Below are 17,046 nucleotides of genomic sequence, written 5' to 3' on the forward strand. Positions count from 1 at the left end.
TTCAATGGGATCGTCGGGCCGTGTGACGGCTAGAACATTTGTGGACTGGTATTGCACACTTGCGCGAGTTTGGTTTTTTTGACAAATGCTGGTTTTACGCTGCGCCGCTCAGCCTGCTGAAGCCAGGCAAACAGGCCTGGATCACGCGCTTCTACTTGCGCTTCCACCTCTTGCAGACTGGCGAGGTAGGGCGCCACGGGTCCATAGTAATCCGTTTGAGGTCCAATGGCCCTGAAGGCGATGTTCATGCGCATCAGCGAGCGCGCCAGGGGGCGCTCCATGGCGGCGTACCAGTGGCTGATGTCATTGGCGCGGCTGTAGGCGTACATCTGGCGATAGAGCGTCAGCAGAACTTGCGAGGCGTCATCGCGCCTCACGCCCGGGGACACCGCGTGCGTCTGCACCGCCGTCACGCCTGCGAGCCGGGTACCCCGCTGGCGCCGATAGTCACAGCGCAGCATGAGCCGGCTGACCTCTGCGGCGCGGGCCGGCATGGGTAGTTTTGAACCGTCGGCAGAGGTGATGCAATGGCTTTGAAACGGGAACCGCTGGTCAACATCCGGGCGAACCAGGCGAACATAACCCACCAACTCATCCTGCGAGTCGAAGGCATAAAAATGTTCTGCGGCGTCGTCGTGTTCGTCGGACTCCACACCATCCGGGTAGTCGTCGGGAGAGAGGTAACTGCACTCCACGCAATAAACCTGGTACCTGAGTTCCATGGCGCTTCTAAAAGCACGATCCTGGACGCGCAGGCCACGCTGATCCCAATGCGTGGTGCCAACAGATGGCTTCATCAAACGCGCCGCAATGTCAATGTCTCGTGTGGGGTGATCAAGTCTTCCAAATCGATGGTCTTTGGTCTCAAAACGATGTGTCTTCATGGCGTCGCGTGTCAGTAAAAGGATTTGATTCGCGGTGATCCTAAGCCTGATTGCTTAAAATATGGGCGGGGTTTACAGACTGTTTCGAGTAGCGCACTATTCCAACTGTTTTTTTAAATATGAAGTGACACACTGAGGCCGATTTCGTCACAGGTTCGTTACAGGTTCATTCGAATACGAGGGTCGTCTGCGCGCTTGGTAAAGTGAAAAAGTATTGGTTTTCTTTGACATGGGAGAGTTGACAAATGACAAACGCTTTTGATTACGAAACATCGGTCACCCGAAATAGCGGCTACATCTCGGCCGAGACGCAAGCAAAGATAAGAAAGACCAGACTACTGATCGCTGGCTGCGGAATTGGCAGCAGCCCCGCAGTTTGTGCAGCCCGCATGGGCTTCGAAAATTTTGTCTTGGTGGACGGCGATGTGGTCGACGCGCACAACCTGAATCGCCAGTTCTACGACTTTGCCGATATTGGCAAGCCCAAGGTCGCGGCGCTGAAAGACAAGATCCTGAGAATCAACCCAGAGGCCAAGGTAGAGGCCATTGAGGCCTATCTGGATGCAGACAACACGCAAGAGATTGTTGGCAAGGCAGATATCGTTTTTGATACGGTTGACTTCCTTGACTTGCCAGCGATCCTGCGCTTGCACGACAGTGCGAAGAAACACAAGGCACACATTTTTACAGCCTTGAGCGTGGGCTTTGGCGCATTGGTCTGGTATTTCCCGGCGGGTTCCAGCCTGACATTGACCGACATCCTGGCCCCGGACATCGCGGGGTCAAGCGCGGGTGGTACTGTCCCGAGCTACGCCGACGTTTTCGCATCGTTCATACAGCGCCTTGCGCCACATCTCGATGCCGAGGTCGTCGAGCAGGTCAGCAAGGTACTCACCATGATGAAGGATGGCAAGCCCTGCCCGGCCTCGCAAGTTGCCGTCGGCAGCTTTGCGATCGGCGCCATGGCCATGTCCATGATGCACGACTTGCTGGCGGGCAATCCCATACCCTCGGCCCCCAAATTGGTCCTCCACAGCTTCAGGAGTTATCAGACCCAGATAGTGGATGTATCGACCAGCCAGCCGGACTGAGACCGTCAAAGCGAATTTGGGGTCCTTAGCACGCTGTGTCTCTGTCGGATATTTTTACAACTGCCTGAACGGGTGATAAAGCGAAACGCCTTACCTGTCATCTAAGTGTTTGATTTTAAATAAAAAGCAAGAACTTATCGAAGCTCGGCACGGTATGTGCTTTATTGAATTTAACAGCGGCCGCTTTCTGGTACTGTTACTTTTAAGGAGTTCGAAGATGAAGATGCATATCAAAGCGCTGGCCGTCGCTGCAATGACTGCGGTGGCGTCGCTGGCAGCAACAGCCGCCCCGCTGGATACTTTGGCGGGCCCTTACAACTGGAAGCTTCAGGGCACGACCAGTGAGTACAGCCCGGTGGCCTACGGTACTACCCTCGCAGAATCAACGTGGGGCATCGGTCAAATCACCAACATAAACAAAACCAACGGTGATCCTGCTTGGACCAGTGGGCTGGGCGGTGATTACCTCTACTTCATGCTCTACGGCATCGCCGACCTCTCGGTCATCCCGGTAAGCTCAGGCTTTAATATCTTCAACGTAGGTTGTACCGGTGGTGTGGGTTGTGATGGAAAGATTCACGTGGACATCTATCGCATGTCATCACCAATTTCAAGCATTCTCCAGCAGGATCCTGATAATCGTCTCGGCTTCAATGGCTTCAATGGCCTGACCAACGCCGCGGGCGCCAGCCTGTATTTGGGACTTGAGTTGATGCCGGGCAAAGTGACCGTTGATGATCCTTCGACTCTTGTTGATGAAAGAACTGCGACGCTGTTCCAGAATGCAAACGCCAATACGCTTCCAACAACGGGTGCCGGTACGTTCTTTGCTGAAGCCACCAGCGGGTCCGGCATGGCCCAATGGAATAGCAATGGTTTTGCGCTACCTGGTGGTCTTTTTGCGGATTTCGACTCAAACTTCACACTGAAGCCCAACCTTGTGGCGGCTGGCGGTGCGTGCCCAAATGGTTCCCTGCCTGATCAGTGTTTCCTCGGACTGATCAACGACCCGGTTCAAAGCAACGCGATCCCTGAACCAGGCAGCTTGGCTTTGGTTGGCCTCGCATTGGCTGCATTTGGTGTGATCCGTCGCCGGGACAACAAGAAATAAGCTCCAAAGCTACCCCCCAAAAACTGCCTGGTTGAAGCCAGGCAGTTTTTTTTGTTTTTGGAGACTTTGGATTTGGAGTCTTTGGAAATAGCCGTCCCGGACAGTCGCGGAATCCGGATCAAACACCCGAGATCAGACGTCCATATTTTCCGGCTTTTGCATCCAGGCCATCAGCGCCGGATTTCTCTGCTCAAGATGAGCCTCCAGCTCATGCAGAGCGCCAAGGTAAGGTGCCACCACACCGTAATAGTCGCTCGGCGGTCCGATCTGCCGAAAGGCAAAATTCATCTGGTTCAAGGCGCGGGCCAAAAGACGCTCCATGGCCGCGTACCAGTAATGAACACCGTGGGCGAGGCTGAAGGCGTACATCTGACGGTACAGACTCAACAGAATCTGGGGCGAATGGTCGCGCAGTTCATGTACGACCCGCGCCGGGTCTTCGTCGACCGTGACCCCCTCCAGCACATCGCCACGCCGGCGCCGGTAGTCGCTGCGCACCATCAGCCGGCTAATCTCGGCCGCCTGCGAGGGCGGCGCCAGCGCGGCACCCTCCAGCAAATCGCTGCAATGACTTTGAAACGGAAAAGACTGTGTCAGGTCAGGCGGCACCAGACGCACATAGCCCACCAACTCACGGCGCAAATTGAAGGCGCAGAAATGCGCCGACGCGGCGTCGTATTCGTCTATTTCGCAGCCGTCCGGGTAATTGGCAGCAGGCAAAAAGCCGCGTTCCAGACAGTAGACCTGAAACCGCAGTTCAAACACCCGTTGCATCAGGGCGTTGTCTCGACCCTGAATGACCTCACAGCTGTGAAACAGGGGGGCAAACTCCGCGTGATCGATCAATGAGGTGGTCATGCGATGTCCTGATGATGCAAAGTTCTGAAAGCTGATCCCAGTGGATCATGGGACAGTTTGCGACTTGCCAGCCGATACCAGCTTGCGAAAAATCAATCCACCCGGTTGGCTGCCGCCGGGAATTAAAGCGGCAATAAGGCGCGCAGCCGCGGCAGAGCCACCAGCGCGTTGCGCGTCGTCGCCTCAGCCAATTCGTCAGCACTGATGCCGCGTAGCGCCGCCAATTCAGCCCCTATGCGCGGCAACTCGCCGGGCTCATTGCGGCCCTGCGCTGCACCCGCGGCGCGCTGCTCAGCCGTTTTGTACAACCAGTGCGGCGGCATGTCGGGCGCATCGGTTTCCATCACGATGGCGTCTAGGGGCAGGCTGATCGCCAGGCGTCGCAACTGCAGCGCACGTTCATAAGTCAATGCACCGCCAAAGCCGAGCTTGAAGCCCAGTGCCATGAAGGCGTGGGCCTGCTGCTCGCTGCCATTGAAGGCGTGGGCAATGCCATGCCACTGCCCGCGAGCGCCAGCGACCTCGCGCAAGCCTTTGAGCACCCGGTCCACCGAGCGGCGTGTATGCAATATCACCGGCAAGTCGTACTTTTGCGCCAACCTGAGCTGTGCCAGAAAAAAATATTCCTGGCGCTCGCGCAGCGGGCTGACACACAACTCCGGCAGAAAGAAATCCAGCCCTATTTCACCGACGGCCACCAGGCGCGGGTCATCCCGGTGCTGCATCAACGTGGCGTCCAGGCGGCTCAGATGAGCGTCCAACGCCGGCTTGACACACAAAGGGTGAATGCCCAGTGCATAGCTGTCACCGGTTGTGTGCGCCAGCTCCCGCACGACATCAAAGTTGCCAAGCTCGACGGCGGGCAACACACAATGAGCTACGCTATTAATAGCAGCCCGCGCCCGCACTGCCTGGGCTAGAGGCCTAGACTTTTGTGCATCCAGGTGGCAATGGGTGTCGATCCAAATGGTCATACAGGGAAAGTACCATATCTTCGTCACGACACCGACACCAAAATGTCATTTAGCCGCCGTATGCTCGGTAGACTTTTGGGCGTCATCGTCCAAATTGAATGTTGTCATCCCTTAATTAGGAAGGAAACCCCTATGAAAGTTATCCACGCTTTTCTCGCCACCAGCGCCCTCGCGCTCGGCCTGGGCACAACGGCCCTGGCCCAGGAAAAAACCCTGCGCTTGCTAACCTGGGCTGACTACGCGCCAGCCGACGTGGTGGCACAGTTTGAGAAAGAAAGTGGCTACAAGGTCGAATTGACCCTGTCCAACAACGAAGAAATGATCTCCAAGCTGCGCGCCACCGGCGGTGCGGGCTTTGATCTGGCGCAGCCGTCGCAGGACCGCATCACCGGGCCGCAACAGGAATTTGGCATTTACAAGTCGATGGACCTGAGCAAGCTCAAAGCCGAGCTGTTCATCCCGTCCATGCTGGAAGCGACCAAGAAGAACACCACGCTGGGCGGCAAGGTCTATGGTCTGCCGCATATCTGGGGCACCGACGGCCTGGTGGTCAACACCAGTCTCACCAAGATGGCCGACTATCCGGATTTGTGCCGCGGCGATGTCAAAGGCAAAACTGCCGTGCGCCTGAAACGCCCGACCCTGCTGGCGTTTGCTTTTGCCTCTGGCAAAGACCCGTTTGCGCTCTACAGCAACCCCAAAGCCTACGGCGCGCTGATGGACGACGTGGGCAAAACCATGATCGCCTGCAAAGGCAACCTGAAATTCTTCTGGGACAACAAAGACCAGTTGCTCAACGGCATGCGCACGGGTGAAATCGTCGGCGCCATGATGTGGGACACGGGCGGCTGGAAGCTCAATGGCGAGAAGGCTGAAATCCAGTTCATCGCGCCCAAGTCCGGCGCCCTCGGCTGGATCGACACCTTTGCCATTCCGGCCAAAGGCAAGAACGACGCCGCCGCTTACGCCTGGATCAACTTCAACCTGCGCCCCGAGATTGCGGCACGGGTGGCCAAGTCGGCGGGTAATTTCACCGCTTCCCAGGGCGCGGATCAACTGATGGACGCCAAGCTGAAAGCCCAGTTTGCCGCCAGCTTCCCTGAAGCAGCGTTGAAAAATGTCAAGTGGTACCCGGCGGTGCCCGCTGGCATTGAAGAGATTGAAGGCCGGGTGCTGGACCGCATCAAAGCGGCCAATTGAGCTTGGCTTGCATTGAGTTCTGACGTATCTGCTGCGCCCACCGCTTCTGGTGCGGCGCAGCCTGACCTGCAGGCCACCCATGTGACCAAGCACTACGGCGCGTTCCATGCCGTGGATGATTTGTCTCTCGAAGTGGCGCGCGGCAGCTTCTTCTCTATCCTGGGGCCTTCGGGCTGCGGCAAAACCACGCTGTTGCGCATGATTGCGGGCTTTTTGAGCCCCGACTCCGGTGCTATTCAGATTGGCGGCCAGGCCATGAACGGCGTACCGCCCAATCGGCGCCCGGTCAACATGGTGTTTCAGCACCTGGCGCTGTTCCCGATGATGAACGTGGGCGACAACGTGGGCTACGGCCTGGCACGCCGCGGCGTGGCCAAGGACGAAATCAAGCGCCGTGTGGGTGACATGCTGGAGCGCGTCAGCCTGCCCGGTGCGCAAGACAAGCGCGTCGATCAGTTGTCTGGCGGGCAAAAGCAGCGTGTGGCGATTGCCCGCAGTCTGGTGCTGGAGCCCACGCTCTTGCTGCTGGACGAACCCCTGGGTGCGCTGGACTTGAAACTGCGCGAGCACATGAAGATTGAGCTCAAGCAGTTGCAAGCCGCCTTTGGCACCACCTTTGTGTACATCACACACGACCAGTCGGAAGCGCTGGTGCTGTCAGACCATGTGGCGGTCATGAACCATGGGCGCTTTGAGCAGGTGGGCACGCCGCAGCAGCTTTACTACGAACCGCAGACGCCGTTTGTGGCGGGCTTTGTGGGTGCCAACAACCGCATTGCAGGCCGTGCATCGGACGTGAACGGCAACCTGGTGACCGTCACCAGCGCCGATGGCATGGTGGTTCCCGCACGGGCCATGGGCCAGGTCCAGCTGGGTGATGCGGTTGAAGCCTTTGTGCGCCCCGAAGTGGCCCGTCTGGCGCGCCAGAGCGTCACGCTGGCCGATGCCGGCTTGCCTTTTTTCAGCGCCCGCGTAGCCAGCCTGCTGTTTGACGGTGCCAACTCGGCGGTGCTGCTGCATGAAGAGAACTCGCACACTGAATTTCGTATCGCCTTGCCCCAGACTGGTCAGTTCGCCGACCTGGCGGTGGGTGAGCGCGTGCACTTCGGCTTTGACCCGCAACGGGCCGTGTGCTTTGCCCCAAGCCAGGCCGAAAGATCGGCGTAGGCCAGCGGTGAGCGTCCATGCCAACTGAATCTACCCGCAGCGCCATGCCGTATGCACGGCTGATGCTCATGCTGCTGCTGGCGCCGGCGCTGTTGTGGCTGCTGGGGCTGATTGTGTTGCCCCACGTCGAGCTGGGTATCTTGTCGCTGCGCGCACGGGTCGCGCCGCGCGTCTACGAGGCCAGCCTGGCGCAGTACCGCACCTTCATTGAAGAGCCGCTCTACTGGCACACCTTTGTGCGCACCGCGCTGATGTCCATTTTGGCGACGGCTGTCACTTTGGTCATGGCGTTCCCGATTGCCTGGACCATTGCCAAGCTGGCGCGCGGTCGCAACAAGTCGATGCTGTTTGTGCTGTGCCTGATCCCGTTTTGGGTCAGCGAAACGGTGCGCACCTTGGGCTGGATGATTTTGCTGCGCGAGTCCGGCGTGCTGCCGCAGTTGCTGGTGTGGCTGGGCTTGAGCCCCGCGCCGATCGAGATGCTCTACCACGACGCCACCATTTTGGTCGGACTGGTCTACACCTCCATGCTGTTCATGGTGATTCCACTCATCAGCGCGCTCGAGAGCCTGGACGACTCACTGATTGAAGCCGCCTACGACCTGGGTGGCAACGGCTGGTCGATCCTGCGCCAGATTGTGATTCCGCACGCCGCGCCCGGTATTGTGGCGGGCTGCATTGTGGTGTTCATGCTGACCTTGGGCAACTACCTGACACCCACGCTGCTGGGTGGCAAAAACTCGCAGTGGTTCACCGAGCAGATCTACACCCAGTTCATCACCCGTTTCAACTGGGAGCAGGGGGCCGCCTTTGGCTTTTTGCTGCTGGGTTTATCGACGGCCATCGTGTGGGCCGGCTTGCGCTTAAGCGGTCAGAAATTTGGCGAAGTGATGCAACGATCATGATCGCCTCCCTGCCCCGCCCGCTTTGGTTGCGCGCCAGCACCGTGGTCTACGGACTGCTGTTTTTTGCCTTTTTGTTTCTGCCGCTGGTGGTCGTGGCGGTATTCGCCTTCAACGACGCAGCCTACCCGGCGCCGCCGTGGCGCGGCTTCACGCTGGACTGGTTTTTGGGTGGTGCCGATACGGCGCGCCGCGGCTTGTTTGCCGACAGCGCCATGCTGGGCAGCCTGTGGACCAGTGTGGTGGTGGCGTGCTGGGTGACCGTGCTCTCGGTCTTGGTCGGCACGGCCAACGCGTTTCTGATTGAGCGCACGCAGTTTCGGGGCAAACAGGCTTTGTCATTGTTGATGCTGGCGCCGCTGGTGATTCCGGGCGTGATTCTGGGCATCTCGATCCTGGCTTTTGCCAGCCGCATTGCCAATCTGGCCGATGACCTGTGGGCGCTGGAGCTGAATTTTTTGCGCCCCGGCCTGCCACTGGTGGTGTTGGGGCAGTTCTCGTACATCGTGTCCATTGCCACGCTGACCATCACGGCGCGGCTCAAGCGCTTTGATGTCACGCTGGAAGAGGCCGCCTACAACCTGGGCGCCTCACGCGCAGCGGTGTTTACCACCATCACCCTGCCCTATCTGCAACCCGCGCTGATTGGCGCGGCCGCTATTTCATTTTTGATGTCGTTCGAGAACTTCAACACCACGCTCATGCTGGTGGGGTCGGACGCGCCCTTGACCGTGATGATGTATGGACGCATGCGCGAAGGTGCGACCCCGGTGCTCAACGCGGTGAGTCTGTTTTTGATGGTGGCTTCTGCCCTGTTGGCACTGACGTTGTTGCGGGGTAAGCCATCAGCGCAGGGGCCGGCAGCGGTGTGAAACCCTGCAGCACATGCTCTGCCGCGATCAAGTCGAGTGCGGCAAAACCCACGGACTTATAGACCGTGATATCTTGCTCTGAGCTGCGTCCCGTCATGTGGGGTGAAGAAGCCAGCAGCTCAGTCAGTTCCCCGCGCACGTCTGCCTCGGAAATCAAGCCAGCACGCAAGGCCTGCCAGACCTCACCGCCTTTTTGCAGTACGCCTTCACGGGTGTCGACAAAGAGCCTGACGCCGGGCAGGAGTTGAGGTTCTGCTTCGGCCATGTTGGCGGTGAATGCGCCGATCAAACCCAAGTGTGTGCCAGGTTTGACCCACTCGCTTCGAATGAACGGTGCGGTCGCCGTCGTGACCGCAGCCACGATGTCGATGGCGGCCAGCGTGCTTTCCAGATTTGTCGTCGCGCGTGCCGCAATACCCACCTTGGCCAGTTCATCGACAACGGCCTGGGCCTTGTCGAGTTGGCGCCCCCATATGACGGTTTCAGACAACTTAAACACGCTGTGATGCGCCATCGCCATGTGCGCCGAAAGTGCACCAGTGCCCAGCACCGCGAGTCTTGTACTGCCGGGTCGAGCCAGGAGCCGGGCCGCCAGTGCGGCAGCCGCTGCGGTGCGGCGCAGCGTCAATTCGGTGCCATCGATGACAGCCAGCGTTGTGCCGTCTTCACACGAGGTCAGCACATAAACGGCAGATACGGCGGGCTTGCCCCTGGCATTGTTTTCAGGCCAGATGGAGACGATCTTGGTGCCCATCATGCGATTGGGTCTCCAAGCGGGCATGATCAGAACCGTGCTGGCATCGTGGTTGGGATTGAAATGGCTGCGCGGCGGCGACTCAATAGGCTCGCGCAAGCCCTTGGCGAGAGATTGGATCAGCGCGCCGTAGGGCGTCAGGCGAGCCACTTCGTCTTTGGGGATGAACTGCATGATGGGCGTGTGATGTGAAGAAGACCTCTGTGCCGTCAAAGTCATATTTTTTTCGTCGTGCGTGGGTGGGTGGTGCTGACCCACAAGACTTCTGCATCCTCTGCACTGACGCTGATCACGCGGTGCCCCATGCGGCTGTCGATGTACCAGGAGTCGCCCGGCCCCAGATACACGGGCTCGTAAAACTCGGTGAAAAGTTCCACGTCACCGGCCAGCACATAAACAAACTCTTCCCCCGTATGACGGCTCCAGTCTTCAAAATCGTCAAACGAGCGTGCCAGGATTCGGGTCTTGAATGGAATCATGTCTTTGTTCGACATGTCATTGCACAGCAGGGTGTGGTCGTAGTAAGGCGTGTGGTGACTCTGGCCGGAGCCCTTGCGCGTGATGCTGCGTCGTCCACTGCCTGAAATATTTTTGTTCGGCTCAAACAACTCGCTGATGTCGATTTGTAAACCCGTGGCCAATTTGATCAACGCGTCATAGGTGGGCGACATCAGGCCGTTCTCAATTTTGGACAGCGTGGATCGCGCCAGACCGGTCGCCTGACTGGTCTGCTCCAAGGTCCAGCCAAGCTGGCTGCGCTGGGCCCGTATGCGTTGCCCCAGCAAAGCCTCACTGCTACTCGGTTCGGATTGATCATTCATAGAAGATGTTGTTTTGTCGACAAGCAAAAGCGCGTCCGCCGCAGACCTACACGTCAAAGCGAACACCCTGCGCGAGCGGGAGTTCTTTTGAATAATTGATCGTGTTGGTCGCACGGCGCATGTAGGCACGCCAGGCATCGGAGCCCGACTCCCGGCCACCGCCGGTTTCTTTTTCGCCGCCAAAGGCGCCGCCTATTTCCGCCCCGGAAGTGCCAATGTTGACATTGGCAATACCGCAGTCAGAACCGGCGCTGCCAAGGAAGGTTTCGGCCTCACGCAAGTCATTGCTGAAGATGGCGGACGACAAGCCTTGCGGCACATCGTTTTGCAGGGCCACGGCATCTTCAAAATGTTCGTAAGCCAGCACATACAAGATGGGGGCAAAAGTCTCATGGCGCACGGTTTCGGTTTGCGCCGGCATCTCGACAATGGCGGGCTTGACGTAGTAGGCCTTGGGGAACTGCTCATGCAGTACACGCTCCCCACCAAACACCACGCCACCTTCCTCTTGAGCTTTCACCAATGCTTGTTGCATGGCGTCAAAAGATGCCTTGTCGATCAGCGGTCCGACCAAAGTTCCCGGGGTGAGGGGGTTGCCAATCGGCAAGGCCTGATAAGCTTTTTTGAGACGTTCAGTCAAGGCTTGGCGCACACTGTGGTGCACGATCAGCCGTCGCGTGGTGGTGCAGCGCTGCCCAGCCGTGCCCACGGCGGCAAACAAGATGCCGCGTACAGCCAGGTCAAGGTCTGCGCTTGGGGTGATGATCACAGCGTTGTTGCCACCCAATTCCAGCAGACTGCGGCCAAAACGCCGCGCCACATTCGGGCCCACTTCACGTCCCATGCGGGTGCTGCCCGTCGCCGAGACCAGCGCCACTCTGGCGTGATTCACCAGCGCCTCACCCACGTCCCGTGCGCCAATGAGCAGTTGCGACAGACCTTCGGGAGCGTCTCCAAATCGTTTGGCGGCGCGCTCAAACAGGGCCTGGCAGGCCAATGCAGCCAGCGGTGTTTTTTCGGACGGCTTCCACACGACCGAATCACCACACACCAGGGCCAGCGCGGCGTTCCAGGACCAGACGGCCACGGGAAAGTTGAACGCGCTGATCACCCCCACAACGCCCAGCGGGTGCCATGTTTCCATCATGCGGTGTCCGGGTCGCTCGGAAGCAATCGTCAAACCATAAAGCTGGCGGGACAGCCCGACGGCGAAATCACAGACATCAATCATTTCCTGCACTTCGCCCAGGCCCTCAGAGAGGACTTTTCCGGCCTCCAGCGATATCAGCTGACCCAAATCGTTTTTGGACAGGCGCAACTCTTCGCCAAGCAGGCGAACGAGTTCCCCACGCCGCGGCGCAGGCGTGTTGCGCCAGGTCAGAAACGATTCATGCGCGGCACGGACGATCTCGGCCACCTCCTGCTGGCCGTGTGTGGGCACGCGACCCAGTTCACTGCCGTCGATCGGCGAGCAAACAACCAGGGTTCCCCCGCTATAAGCCGAGGACGCAACGCCCAAGCGTTGCATGAGAGACGGAAGAAGTGCATTTGCCGTGGACATGGTTTTTTTACCCGATTTGAAAGAAAAATGTTTCCCAAAGGAAATTATATTGACTGATAATAGAATTTGTCCATATTTTTATACTTTTGTTGTTCTATATGAAACAAGTTGACGTCGTCATCGTGGGGGGTGCTGCAGTTGGCAGCTCGGCGGCGTACTTTTTGGCTTCCCAAGCCGACTTCAAAGGGTCGGTGCTGGTGCTGGAAAAAGACTTCTCGTTTGAAAAATGCGCCACGACGCTTTCGGCGGCGTCGATACGACACCAGTTCTCGACACCGGGCAATATTGAGATGTCGCAGTTTGGTACGCAGTTCATCCAGCACATTGGCGAGCATTTGTCGGTAGCTGGCGAGGCCCCGGATGTCGGGTTTCACGAAGAGGGTTATCTGTTTCTGGCTAGCGATGCAGGGCGCGCCATCCTGGAGTCCAACCACCGCGTACAACGCAATTTGAACGTCGACGTCACCTTGCTGAGCCCCGCGCGTTTGAGGGAACGCTACCCGTGGATGAATACGAATGACTTGAGCGCGGGTTCGCTGGGCTTGTCCGGTGAAGGCTGGCTCGACGCCTACAGTCTGATGCACGGTTTTCGACGCAAGGCAATATCTTTGGGCGTGCAGTACCGCCAGGCGCAGGTGCTCAGCGTCAAGCGCCAAGGTCGCCGGATTCAATCGGTCAGCCTGTCCGACGGCTCCACCGTGAACTGCTCGGTGCTCATCAACGCCGCCGGCACTGGTGCGCGCACGCTGGCGCAAAGTGCGGGCATTACCCTGCCCGTGGAGTCGCGCAAGCGCTGTGTGTTCCACTTCACCTCGTCAGCCCAGACCCCCCGTTGCCCCATGGTCATTGACCCCAGCGGCGCGTATTTCCGGCCGGAGGGCAAGGGCTACCTATGTGGCATTTCGCCCGCGCAAGAACAAGACCCCGAATGTTTTGACTTTGAGGTGCAGCACACGCTGTTTGACGAAGTGCTCTGGCCCCTGCTGGCGGCGCGTGTCCCAGGCTTTGAAGCCGTGCGCGTGAAAAACGCGTGGGCAGGGCACTACGACATGAACACCCTTGATCACAACCTCATCTTGGGCGCACACCCTGAAGTGGACAATTTTTTGTTTGCCAACGGATTCAGTGGTCACGGCCTGCAGCAATCCCCCGCCGTGGGTCGGGCCTTGTCGGAACTGGTGACCTACGGTGACTACCGAACACTCAATCTCTCGGCTTTTGGCTGGCAGCGAATACTTGAAAACAGACCTTTGCTGGAAATTAATGTGGTGTGATGTTCATTCATTACGTCCCGCACGCCAGCGGCGAAAGCGACAAAAGCACTACCGGCTCGTCGGCGCACCACTGGAAACATTTCGTTAAAGGTCATAACGCCACGGCAACCCGTCAAACAGGCGGCCAAATTCTGGTCGATCAGCCCAGGCTAACGTGCCTTGGCCAGCGGCAAGCCGGCGCTTGTGCATGGCCTGATCGACCCGATCAACGCTTGCGCTTCACAATCAGGTTGCGGGTCCGGTCCTGCGGATAGGCGAAGGTCACAGCGCCGTTTTTCACCATGCCCATCACCAGCATATTGATACTGATGGCGTCCTTGTCATCCTTGCTGAACGGATGCTCGTGGGTGGCGGCAACACCGTAGTAGATGCGCGGCATGGTCTCCAGCGCGGCTTTGACCGAGGGGCCCGAGAGGTCGCCATTGCGGATCGCCAAAATAGCGTAGGTGAGCAGATAGACCGAGTCATAGGCTTGCACCGCCGCCATCGGCACCGTGATCTTGGTCGTCTTGTATTTACGCGCGTAAGCGCTGAGAAACGCACTGCGCCGCTCGTTGCTCGGCTCGGCAATAAAGGTCTGCGCCATCAGCGCCCCTTCGGCGGCTTCCCTTGCGCCGTCGATGAAAAATGGAAACGACAAGGGCCAGGCCCCGACTTGGGGCACCTTCCAGCCCAGGGCTTGGCGCCCGCGGGCAATCACGGCATTCTCTTGCCCGACCGTGTAGCTGAAAATCACATCGGCACCGGCCGCCTGCGCCGCCTTGAGTTCGGTTTGCAGGTCTTTCACGCCGAGCTCAAACCGGGCCACATGCACCGGCTTGAGATTCTTGGCCGCCAGCGCCTTCAGCACGTCCTGCAAGCCCGCCTCGCCATAGCCGGTGTTGTCGGCAAACACCGCCACCCGGGTCCAGCCACGTGCGACGATATCGTCGACCACGAACGGTGCCTGAATGGCGTCGCGCGCCGACGTCCTGAAAACATAGCTGTCGGGTGCCGGATATGTGGTGGTGATGGGGGTCCCGGTGGCGCAGGGCACGATCAAGGGTATCTTGGCGCTCTGGAACACCTCCAGCGACTTCAGGGCCACGCCCGTATTGCAAAAGCCGATGGTGGCGATCAACTGATCCTTAAGGAACTCTCTGGATCGCTGCAAGCCGACATCTGGCGTGCCGGCGTCATCCTTGATCACCAGCTCCAGCGGCCGCCCCAGGTAACCACCGGCGGCATTGATTTCATCCAATGCCAGCTTGGCGCCATTCATCATGGGCACGCCAAAATCCGCCGAAGGCCCGGTGAGCGGGCCAATCAAGCCGATGCGCAGGGGATTGGCCGGCTGGGCCAGCGCGCTGCCCAGAGCGCCAGACAAGACCATGAGGCCCATCCATTTTTTGTGCCATTGCTTGTTCATTGTGCTGACGCTCCAAGTTTGAGCTTTCAGCATACGCGACGGTGCAACGTCCGGCGCCCCATGAAAACCCTTGGAAGGCTTTCGCTTTTCTGACGCAAGCCCCAGGGCCTAGAACGCTTCCAGCAGTCGTCCCTGAACCAGCCTGATCCGGCGCGAGCACCGCTCCGCCAATGATTCATCGTGGGTCACCATCACAAAGGCGGTGCCTTGCACACGGGCCAGCTCCAGCATCAACTCAAACACCCCGTTGGCGGTGCTGCGGTCCAGGTTGCCGGTGGGCTCGTCGGCCAGCACGCAGGCTGGGCGGGTCACCAGGGCTCGCGCAATCGCCACACGCTGGCGCTCGCCGCCCGAGAGCTCTGACGGTCGATGCGCCAAGCGCTCCTGCAAGCCGACTTTTGCTAGCATTTCAGTAGCTGTATGGGTAGATTCTGCGGGGGCTAGACGCCGAATCCATAAAGGCATGGCGACGTTGTCCAAGGCGCTGAATTCGGGCAGCAGGTGGTGAAACTGATAAACAAAGCCGAGGTACTGGTTGCGCAAGCGACCCTGCGCGGCAGCGCTCTGGTGCGCCAGGTCCTGCCCGTGCAAGAACACCGAACCACTGGTGGGGGCATCGAGCCCGCCCATCAAGTGCAGCAGCGTGCTTTTGCCAGAACCAGAGGCGCCCACGATGGCCAGCGTTTCACCAGCCCGCACGTCCAGGTCCACGCCCTGCAGCACCGTCACATCGAGCCGGCCTTCGGTAAAACGCTTGGTGATGGCGCGGGCGCTCAAAACAATATCGCCCATAGGAATATCGCCATCGGTGCCGGGCCGCCCCAAACCGATGGCAGCCCCCTCGGGGGGCAGCGCAGCACGCGAAGCGGCAAGCGTGGGGGTCATGTTATTCATAACGCAGTGCCTCCGCCGGGTTCACCCGGCTGGCGCGCCAGCTCGGGTAGAGGGTGGCCAGAAAAGCCAGCACCAGGGAAATGACGGCAATCGGCACGATGTCCGCCTGCTGCGGATCGCTCGGCATGCGGCTGATCAAATAGATGTCTTTGGGCAAAAAACTGGCCTGGAACAGCCGCTCCAACGCGGGCACGATCACATCGATATTGAAGGCCACGCCCAGGCCCAGGGCCAGGCCGGCGAAGGTGCCAATCACGCCCACCATCGCGCCCTGCACCACAAAAATCCCCATGATGCTCTGCGGGCTGGCGCCCAGCGTGCGCAGGATGGCAATGTCGGCGCGCTTGTCGGTGACCGTCATCACCAGCGTACTGACCAGGTTGAAAGCGGCCACCGCCACGATCAGCGTGAGGATGATGAACATCATGCGTTTTTCCATCTGCACGGCGGCAAACCAGGTGCGGTTCTGGCGCGTCCAGTCGCGGATCAACAGCTCGCCCGTCAAGGTCTTGGCCAGGTCAGCCGCCACCTCGCGCGCCTGGTGCAAATCGCGCAGCTTGACCCGCACGCCGGTGGGGCCCTCCAAGCGGAAGATGCGCGCCGCATCTTCAATGTGCATCAGCACCAGCGCGGAGTCGTATTCAAAATGTCCGGAGTCAAAGGTGCCCACCACCGTCATCTGCTTGAGGCGCGGCACGATACCGGCGGGGGTCACCTGGCCACTGGGCGCCACCAAAGTCACCTTGTCGCCCTGACGCACACCCAAAGATCGCGCCAGCTCGCCGCCCAGCACAACACCAAACTCGCCGGGGATCAGGCGGCTCAGGCCGGTATTTTTGAGATCAATGGCAAGGTCCGTCACCTCGGGCTCGCGGGCTGGGTCAATGCCCCGCACCATCGTGCCTTTCATGTCCTCGCCCCTCGCCAGCAGGGCTTGAGTAGCTATAAAAGGTGCAGCACCAACCACCTGGGGATGGGCCCGCACCTGGCTGAGTGTGAGTGCCGCGTCGGGCAGGGCCGCACCGTTGGGGGCAAAAATCTCAATGTGCGAGACCACACTCAGCATACGGTCGCGCACCTCTTTCTGAAAGCCGTTCATGACGCTCAACACGATGATCAGTGCCGCCACACCAAGCGCAATGCCCAGCATCGACACACCCGAGATGAAAGAAATAAAGCCGTTGCGCCGGGTCGCGCGGCCAGCGCGCGTGTAGCGCCAGCCAAGAATGAGTTCATAAGGGAGTTGCATGGACCGCCAAAGTTGAAAACAGGGGC

The 17,046-nt window shown here is 59.2% G+C and carries 16 protein-coding genes; 7 read left to right on the top strand and 9 right to left on the bottom strand.

All coding sequences use genetic code 11. The features are described from left to right. Nucleotides 1-29: 29 nt before the first annotated feature. Nucleotides 30-884, bottom strand: a complete 855-nt coding sequence (locus RFER_RS16285; RefSeq protein WP_011465489.1) for a PEP-CTERM/exosortase system-associated acyltransferase — start codon at nucleotides 882-884, stop codon at nucleotides 30-32. A gap of 245 nt (nucleotides 885-1,129) precedes the next feature. Here RFER_RS16285 and RFER_RS16290 point away from each other — a divergent pair, with 245 nt between their 5' ends. Further along, the gene (locus tag RFER_RS16290; RefSeq protein WP_011465490.1) at nucleotides 1,130-1,975 is read left to right on the top strand and encodes a ThiF family adenylyltransferase; all 846 of its coding nucleotides are present in this window, start codon (nucleotides 1,130-1,132) and stop codon (nucleotides 1,973-1,975) included. A 217-nt stretch (nucleotides 1,976-2,192) separates the two neighbouring features. Beyond that, nucleotides 2,193-3,086, top strand: a complete 894-nt coding sequence (locus RFER_RS16295; RefSeq protein WP_011465491.1) for a PEP-CTERM sorting domain-containing protein — start codon at nucleotides 2,193-2,195, stop codon at nucleotides 3,084-3,086. A 132-nt stretch (nucleotides 3,087-3,218) separates the two neighbouring features. On the opposite strand, the gene RFER_RS16300 is transcribed toward RFER_RS16295, so the two are convergent. Both RFER_RS16300 and RFER_RS16305 read right to left on the bottom strand, forming a co-directional pair. Continuing rightward, entirely contained in the window at nucleotides 3,219-3,944 is a 726-nt protein-coding gene (locus RFER_RS16300) for a PEP-CTERM/exosortase system-associated acyltransferase (protein WP_011465492.1), read from the bottom strand. A 122-nt stretch (nucleotides 3,945-4,066) separates the two neighbouring features. Continuing rightward, nucleotides 4,067-4,918 carry a TatD family hydrolase gene (locus RFER_RS16305; protein ID WP_011465493.1) on the bottom strand — a complete coding sequence of 284 codons (852 nt, stop codon included), beginning with the start codon at nucleotides 4,916-4,918 and terminating at the stop codon, nucleotides 4,067-4,069. 132 nt (nucleotides 4,919-5,050) lie between these two features. On the opposite strand from RFER_RS16305, the gene RFER_RS16310 reads away from it, so the two are divergent. Genes RFER_RS16310 through RFER_RS16325 form a run of 4 tightly spaced genes read left to right on the top strand, consistent with a single transcriptional unit; the run spans nucleotide 5,051 to nucleotide 9,059 of the window. Continuing rightward, complete coding sequence (locus RFER_RS16310) at nucleotides 5,051-6,118, top strand: extracellular solute-binding protein (RefSeq protein ID WP_011465494.1); 1,068 nt, start codon at nucleotides 5,051-5,053, stop codon at nucleotides 6,116-6,118. Nucleotides 6,119-6,130: 12 nt separating this feature from the next. Beyond that, nucleotides 6,131-7,285, top strand: a complete 1,155-nt coding sequence (locus tag RFER_RS16315; protein WP_011465495.1) for an ABC transporter ATP-binding protein — start codon at nucleotides 6,131-6,133, stop codon at nucleotides 7,283-7,285. Nucleotides 7,286-7,302: 17 nt separating this feature from the next. Then, nucleotides 7,303-8,190 carry an ABC transporter permease gene (locus tag RFER_RS16320; RefSeq protein WP_011465496.1) on the top strand — a complete coding sequence of 296 codons (888 nt, stop codon included), beginning with the start codon at nucleotides 7,303-7,305 and terminating at the stop codon, nucleotides 8,188-8,190. Next, nucleotides 8,187-9,059: an ABC transporter permease gene (locus RFER_RS16325; RefSeq protein WP_011465497.1), complete on the top strand. Its 873-nt coding sequence runs from the start codon at nucleotides 8,187-8,189 to the stop codon at nucleotides 9,057-9,059. Before RFER_RS16320 ends, RFER_RS16325 begins: the two co-directional genes overlap by 4 nt. Here RFER_RS16325 and RFER_RS16330 read toward each other — a convergent pair. From RFER_RS16330 to RFER_RS16340, 3 genes are read right to left on the bottom strand one after another with little or no spacing between them, the layout of a single operon-like run. Further along, nucleotides 8,962-9,987, bottom strand: a complete 1,026-nt coding sequence (locus tag RFER_RS16330; RefSeq protein ID WP_011465498.1) for an ornithine cyclodeaminase — start codon at nucleotides 9,985-9,987, stop codon at nucleotides 8,962-8,964. The genes RFER_RS16325 and RFER_RS16330 overlap by 98 nt on opposite strands. Before the next feature lie 41 nt (nucleotides 9,988-10,028). Further along, nucleotides 10,029-10,634 (bottom strand): helix-turn-helix domain-containing protein, encoded by a 606-nt coding sequence (locus RFER_RS16335; RefSeq protein WP_011465499.1) that lies wholly within the window; start codon nucleotides 10,632-10,634, stop codon nucleotides 10,029-10,031. A gap of 46 nt (nucleotides 10,635-10,680) precedes the next feature. Further along, a complete protein-coding gene (locus tag RFER_RS16340; RefSeq protein ID WP_011465500.1) occupies nucleotides 10,681-12,195 on the bottom strand; it encodes an L-piperidine-6-carboxylate dehydrogenase in 1,515 nt (504 codons plus the stop codon). 98 nt (nucleotides 12,196-12,293) lie between these two features. Between RFER_RS16340 and RFER_RS16345 the strand changes: the two genes are divergently transcribed. Beyond that, a complete protein-coding gene (locus RFER_RS16345) occupies nucleotides 12,294-13,469 on the top strand; it encodes an NAD(P)/FAD-dependent oxidoreductase (RefSeq protein ID WP_011465501.1) in 1,176 nt (391 codons plus the stop codon). 205 nt (nucleotides 13,470-13,674) lie between these two features. Here the strand turns inward: RFER_RS16345 and RFER_RS16350 are convergent, their stop codons facing one another. The 3 genes from RFER_RS16350 to RFER_RS16360 all read right to left on the bottom strand — a co-directional run bounded on the left by RFER_RS16350 (nucleotide 13,675) and on the right by RFER_RS16360 (nucleotide 17,020). After that, entirely contained in the window at nucleotides 13,675-14,877 is a 1,203-nt protein-coding gene (locus RFER_RS16350; RefSeq protein ID WP_011465502.1) for an ABC transporter substrate-binding protein, read from the bottom strand. A gap of 108 nt (nucleotides 14,878-14,985) precedes the next feature. Beyond that, nucleotides 14,986-15,669 carry a lipoprotein-releasing ABC transporter ATP-binding protein LolD gene (lolD, locus tag RFER_RS16355; protein ID WP_041792630.1) on the bottom strand — a complete coding sequence of 228 codons (684 nt, stop codon included), beginning with the start codon at nucleotides 15,667-15,669 and terminating at the stop codon, nucleotides 14,986-14,988. Between the two features lie 94 nt (nucleotides 15,670-15,763). After that, nucleotides 15,764-17,020: a lipoprotein-releasing ABC transporter permease subunit gene (locus tag RFER_RS16360; RefSeq protein ID WP_011465504.1), complete on the bottom strand. Its 1,257-nt coding sequence runs from the start codon at nucleotides 17,018-17,020 to the stop codon at nucleotides 15,764-15,766. Between the last annotated feature and the right edge of the window lie 26 nt (nucleotides 17,021-17,046).

Source organism: Rhodoferax ferrireducens T118 (assembly GCF_000013605.1).
GTDB classification, from domain to species: Bacteria; Pseudomonadota; Gammaproteobacteria; order Burkholderiales; family Burkholderiaceae_C; genus Rhodoferax; species Rhodoferax ferrireducens.

Coding starts and splice junctions, on each gene's coding strand:
- RFER_RS16345 (WP_011465501.1), top strand. CDS start 12,294: ATGAAACAAGTTGACGTCGTCATCGTGGGGGGTGCTGCAGTTGGCAGC.
- lolD (WP_041792630.1), bottom strand. CDS start 15,669: ATGGGCGATATTGTTTTGAGCGCCCGCGCCATCACCAAGCGTTTTACC.
- RFER_RS16305 (WP_011465493.1), bottom strand. CDS start 4,918: ATGACCATTTGGATCGACACCCATTGCCACCTGGATGCACAAAAGTCT.
- RFER_RS16320 (WP_011465496.1), top strand. CDS start 7,303: ATGCCAACTGAATCTACCCGCAGCGCCATGCCGTATGCACGGCTGATG.
- RFER_RS16310 (WP_011465494.1), top strand. CDS start 5,051: ATGAAAGTTATCCACGCTTTTCTCGCCACCAGCGCCCTCGCGCTCGGC.
- RFER_RS16335 (WP_011465499.1), bottom strand. CDS start 10,634: ATGAATGATCAATCCGAACCGAGTAGCAGTGAGGCTTTGCTGGGGCAA.
- RFER_RS16300 (WP_011465492.1), bottom strand. CDS start 3,944: ATGACCACCTCATTGATCGATCACGCGGAGTTTGCCCCCCTGTTTCAC.
- RFER_RS16330 (WP_011465498.1), bottom strand. CDS start 9,987: ATGCAGTTCATCCCCAAAGACGAAGTGGCTCGCCTGACGCCCTACGGC.
- RFER_RS16360 (WP_011465504.1), bottom strand. CDS start 17,020: ATGCAACTCCCTTATGAACTCATTCTTGGCTGGCGCTACACGCGCGCT.
- RFER_RS16295 (WP_011465491.1), top strand. CDS start 2,193: ATGAAGATGCATATCAAAGCGCTGGCCGTCGCTGCAATGACTGCGGTG.
- RFER_RS16350 (WP_011465502.1), bottom strand. CDS start 14,877: ATGAACAAGCAATGGCACAAAAAATGGATGGGCCTCATGGTCTTGTCT.
- RFER_RS16285 (WP_011465489.1), bottom strand. CDS start 884: ATGAAGACACATCGTTTTGAGACCAAAGACCATCGATTTGGAAGACTT.
- RFER_RS16340 (WP_011465500.1), bottom strand. CDS start 12,195: ATGTCCACGGCAAATGCACTTCTTCCGTCTCTCATGCAACGCTTGGGC.
- RFER_RS16325 (WP_011465497.1), top strand. CDS start 8,187: ATGATCGCCTCCCTGCCCCGCCCGCTTTGGTTGCGCGCCAGCACCGTG.
- RFER_RS16290 (WP_011465490.1), top strand. CDS start 1,130: ATGACAAACGCTTTTGATTACGAAACATCGGTCACCCGAAATAGCGGC.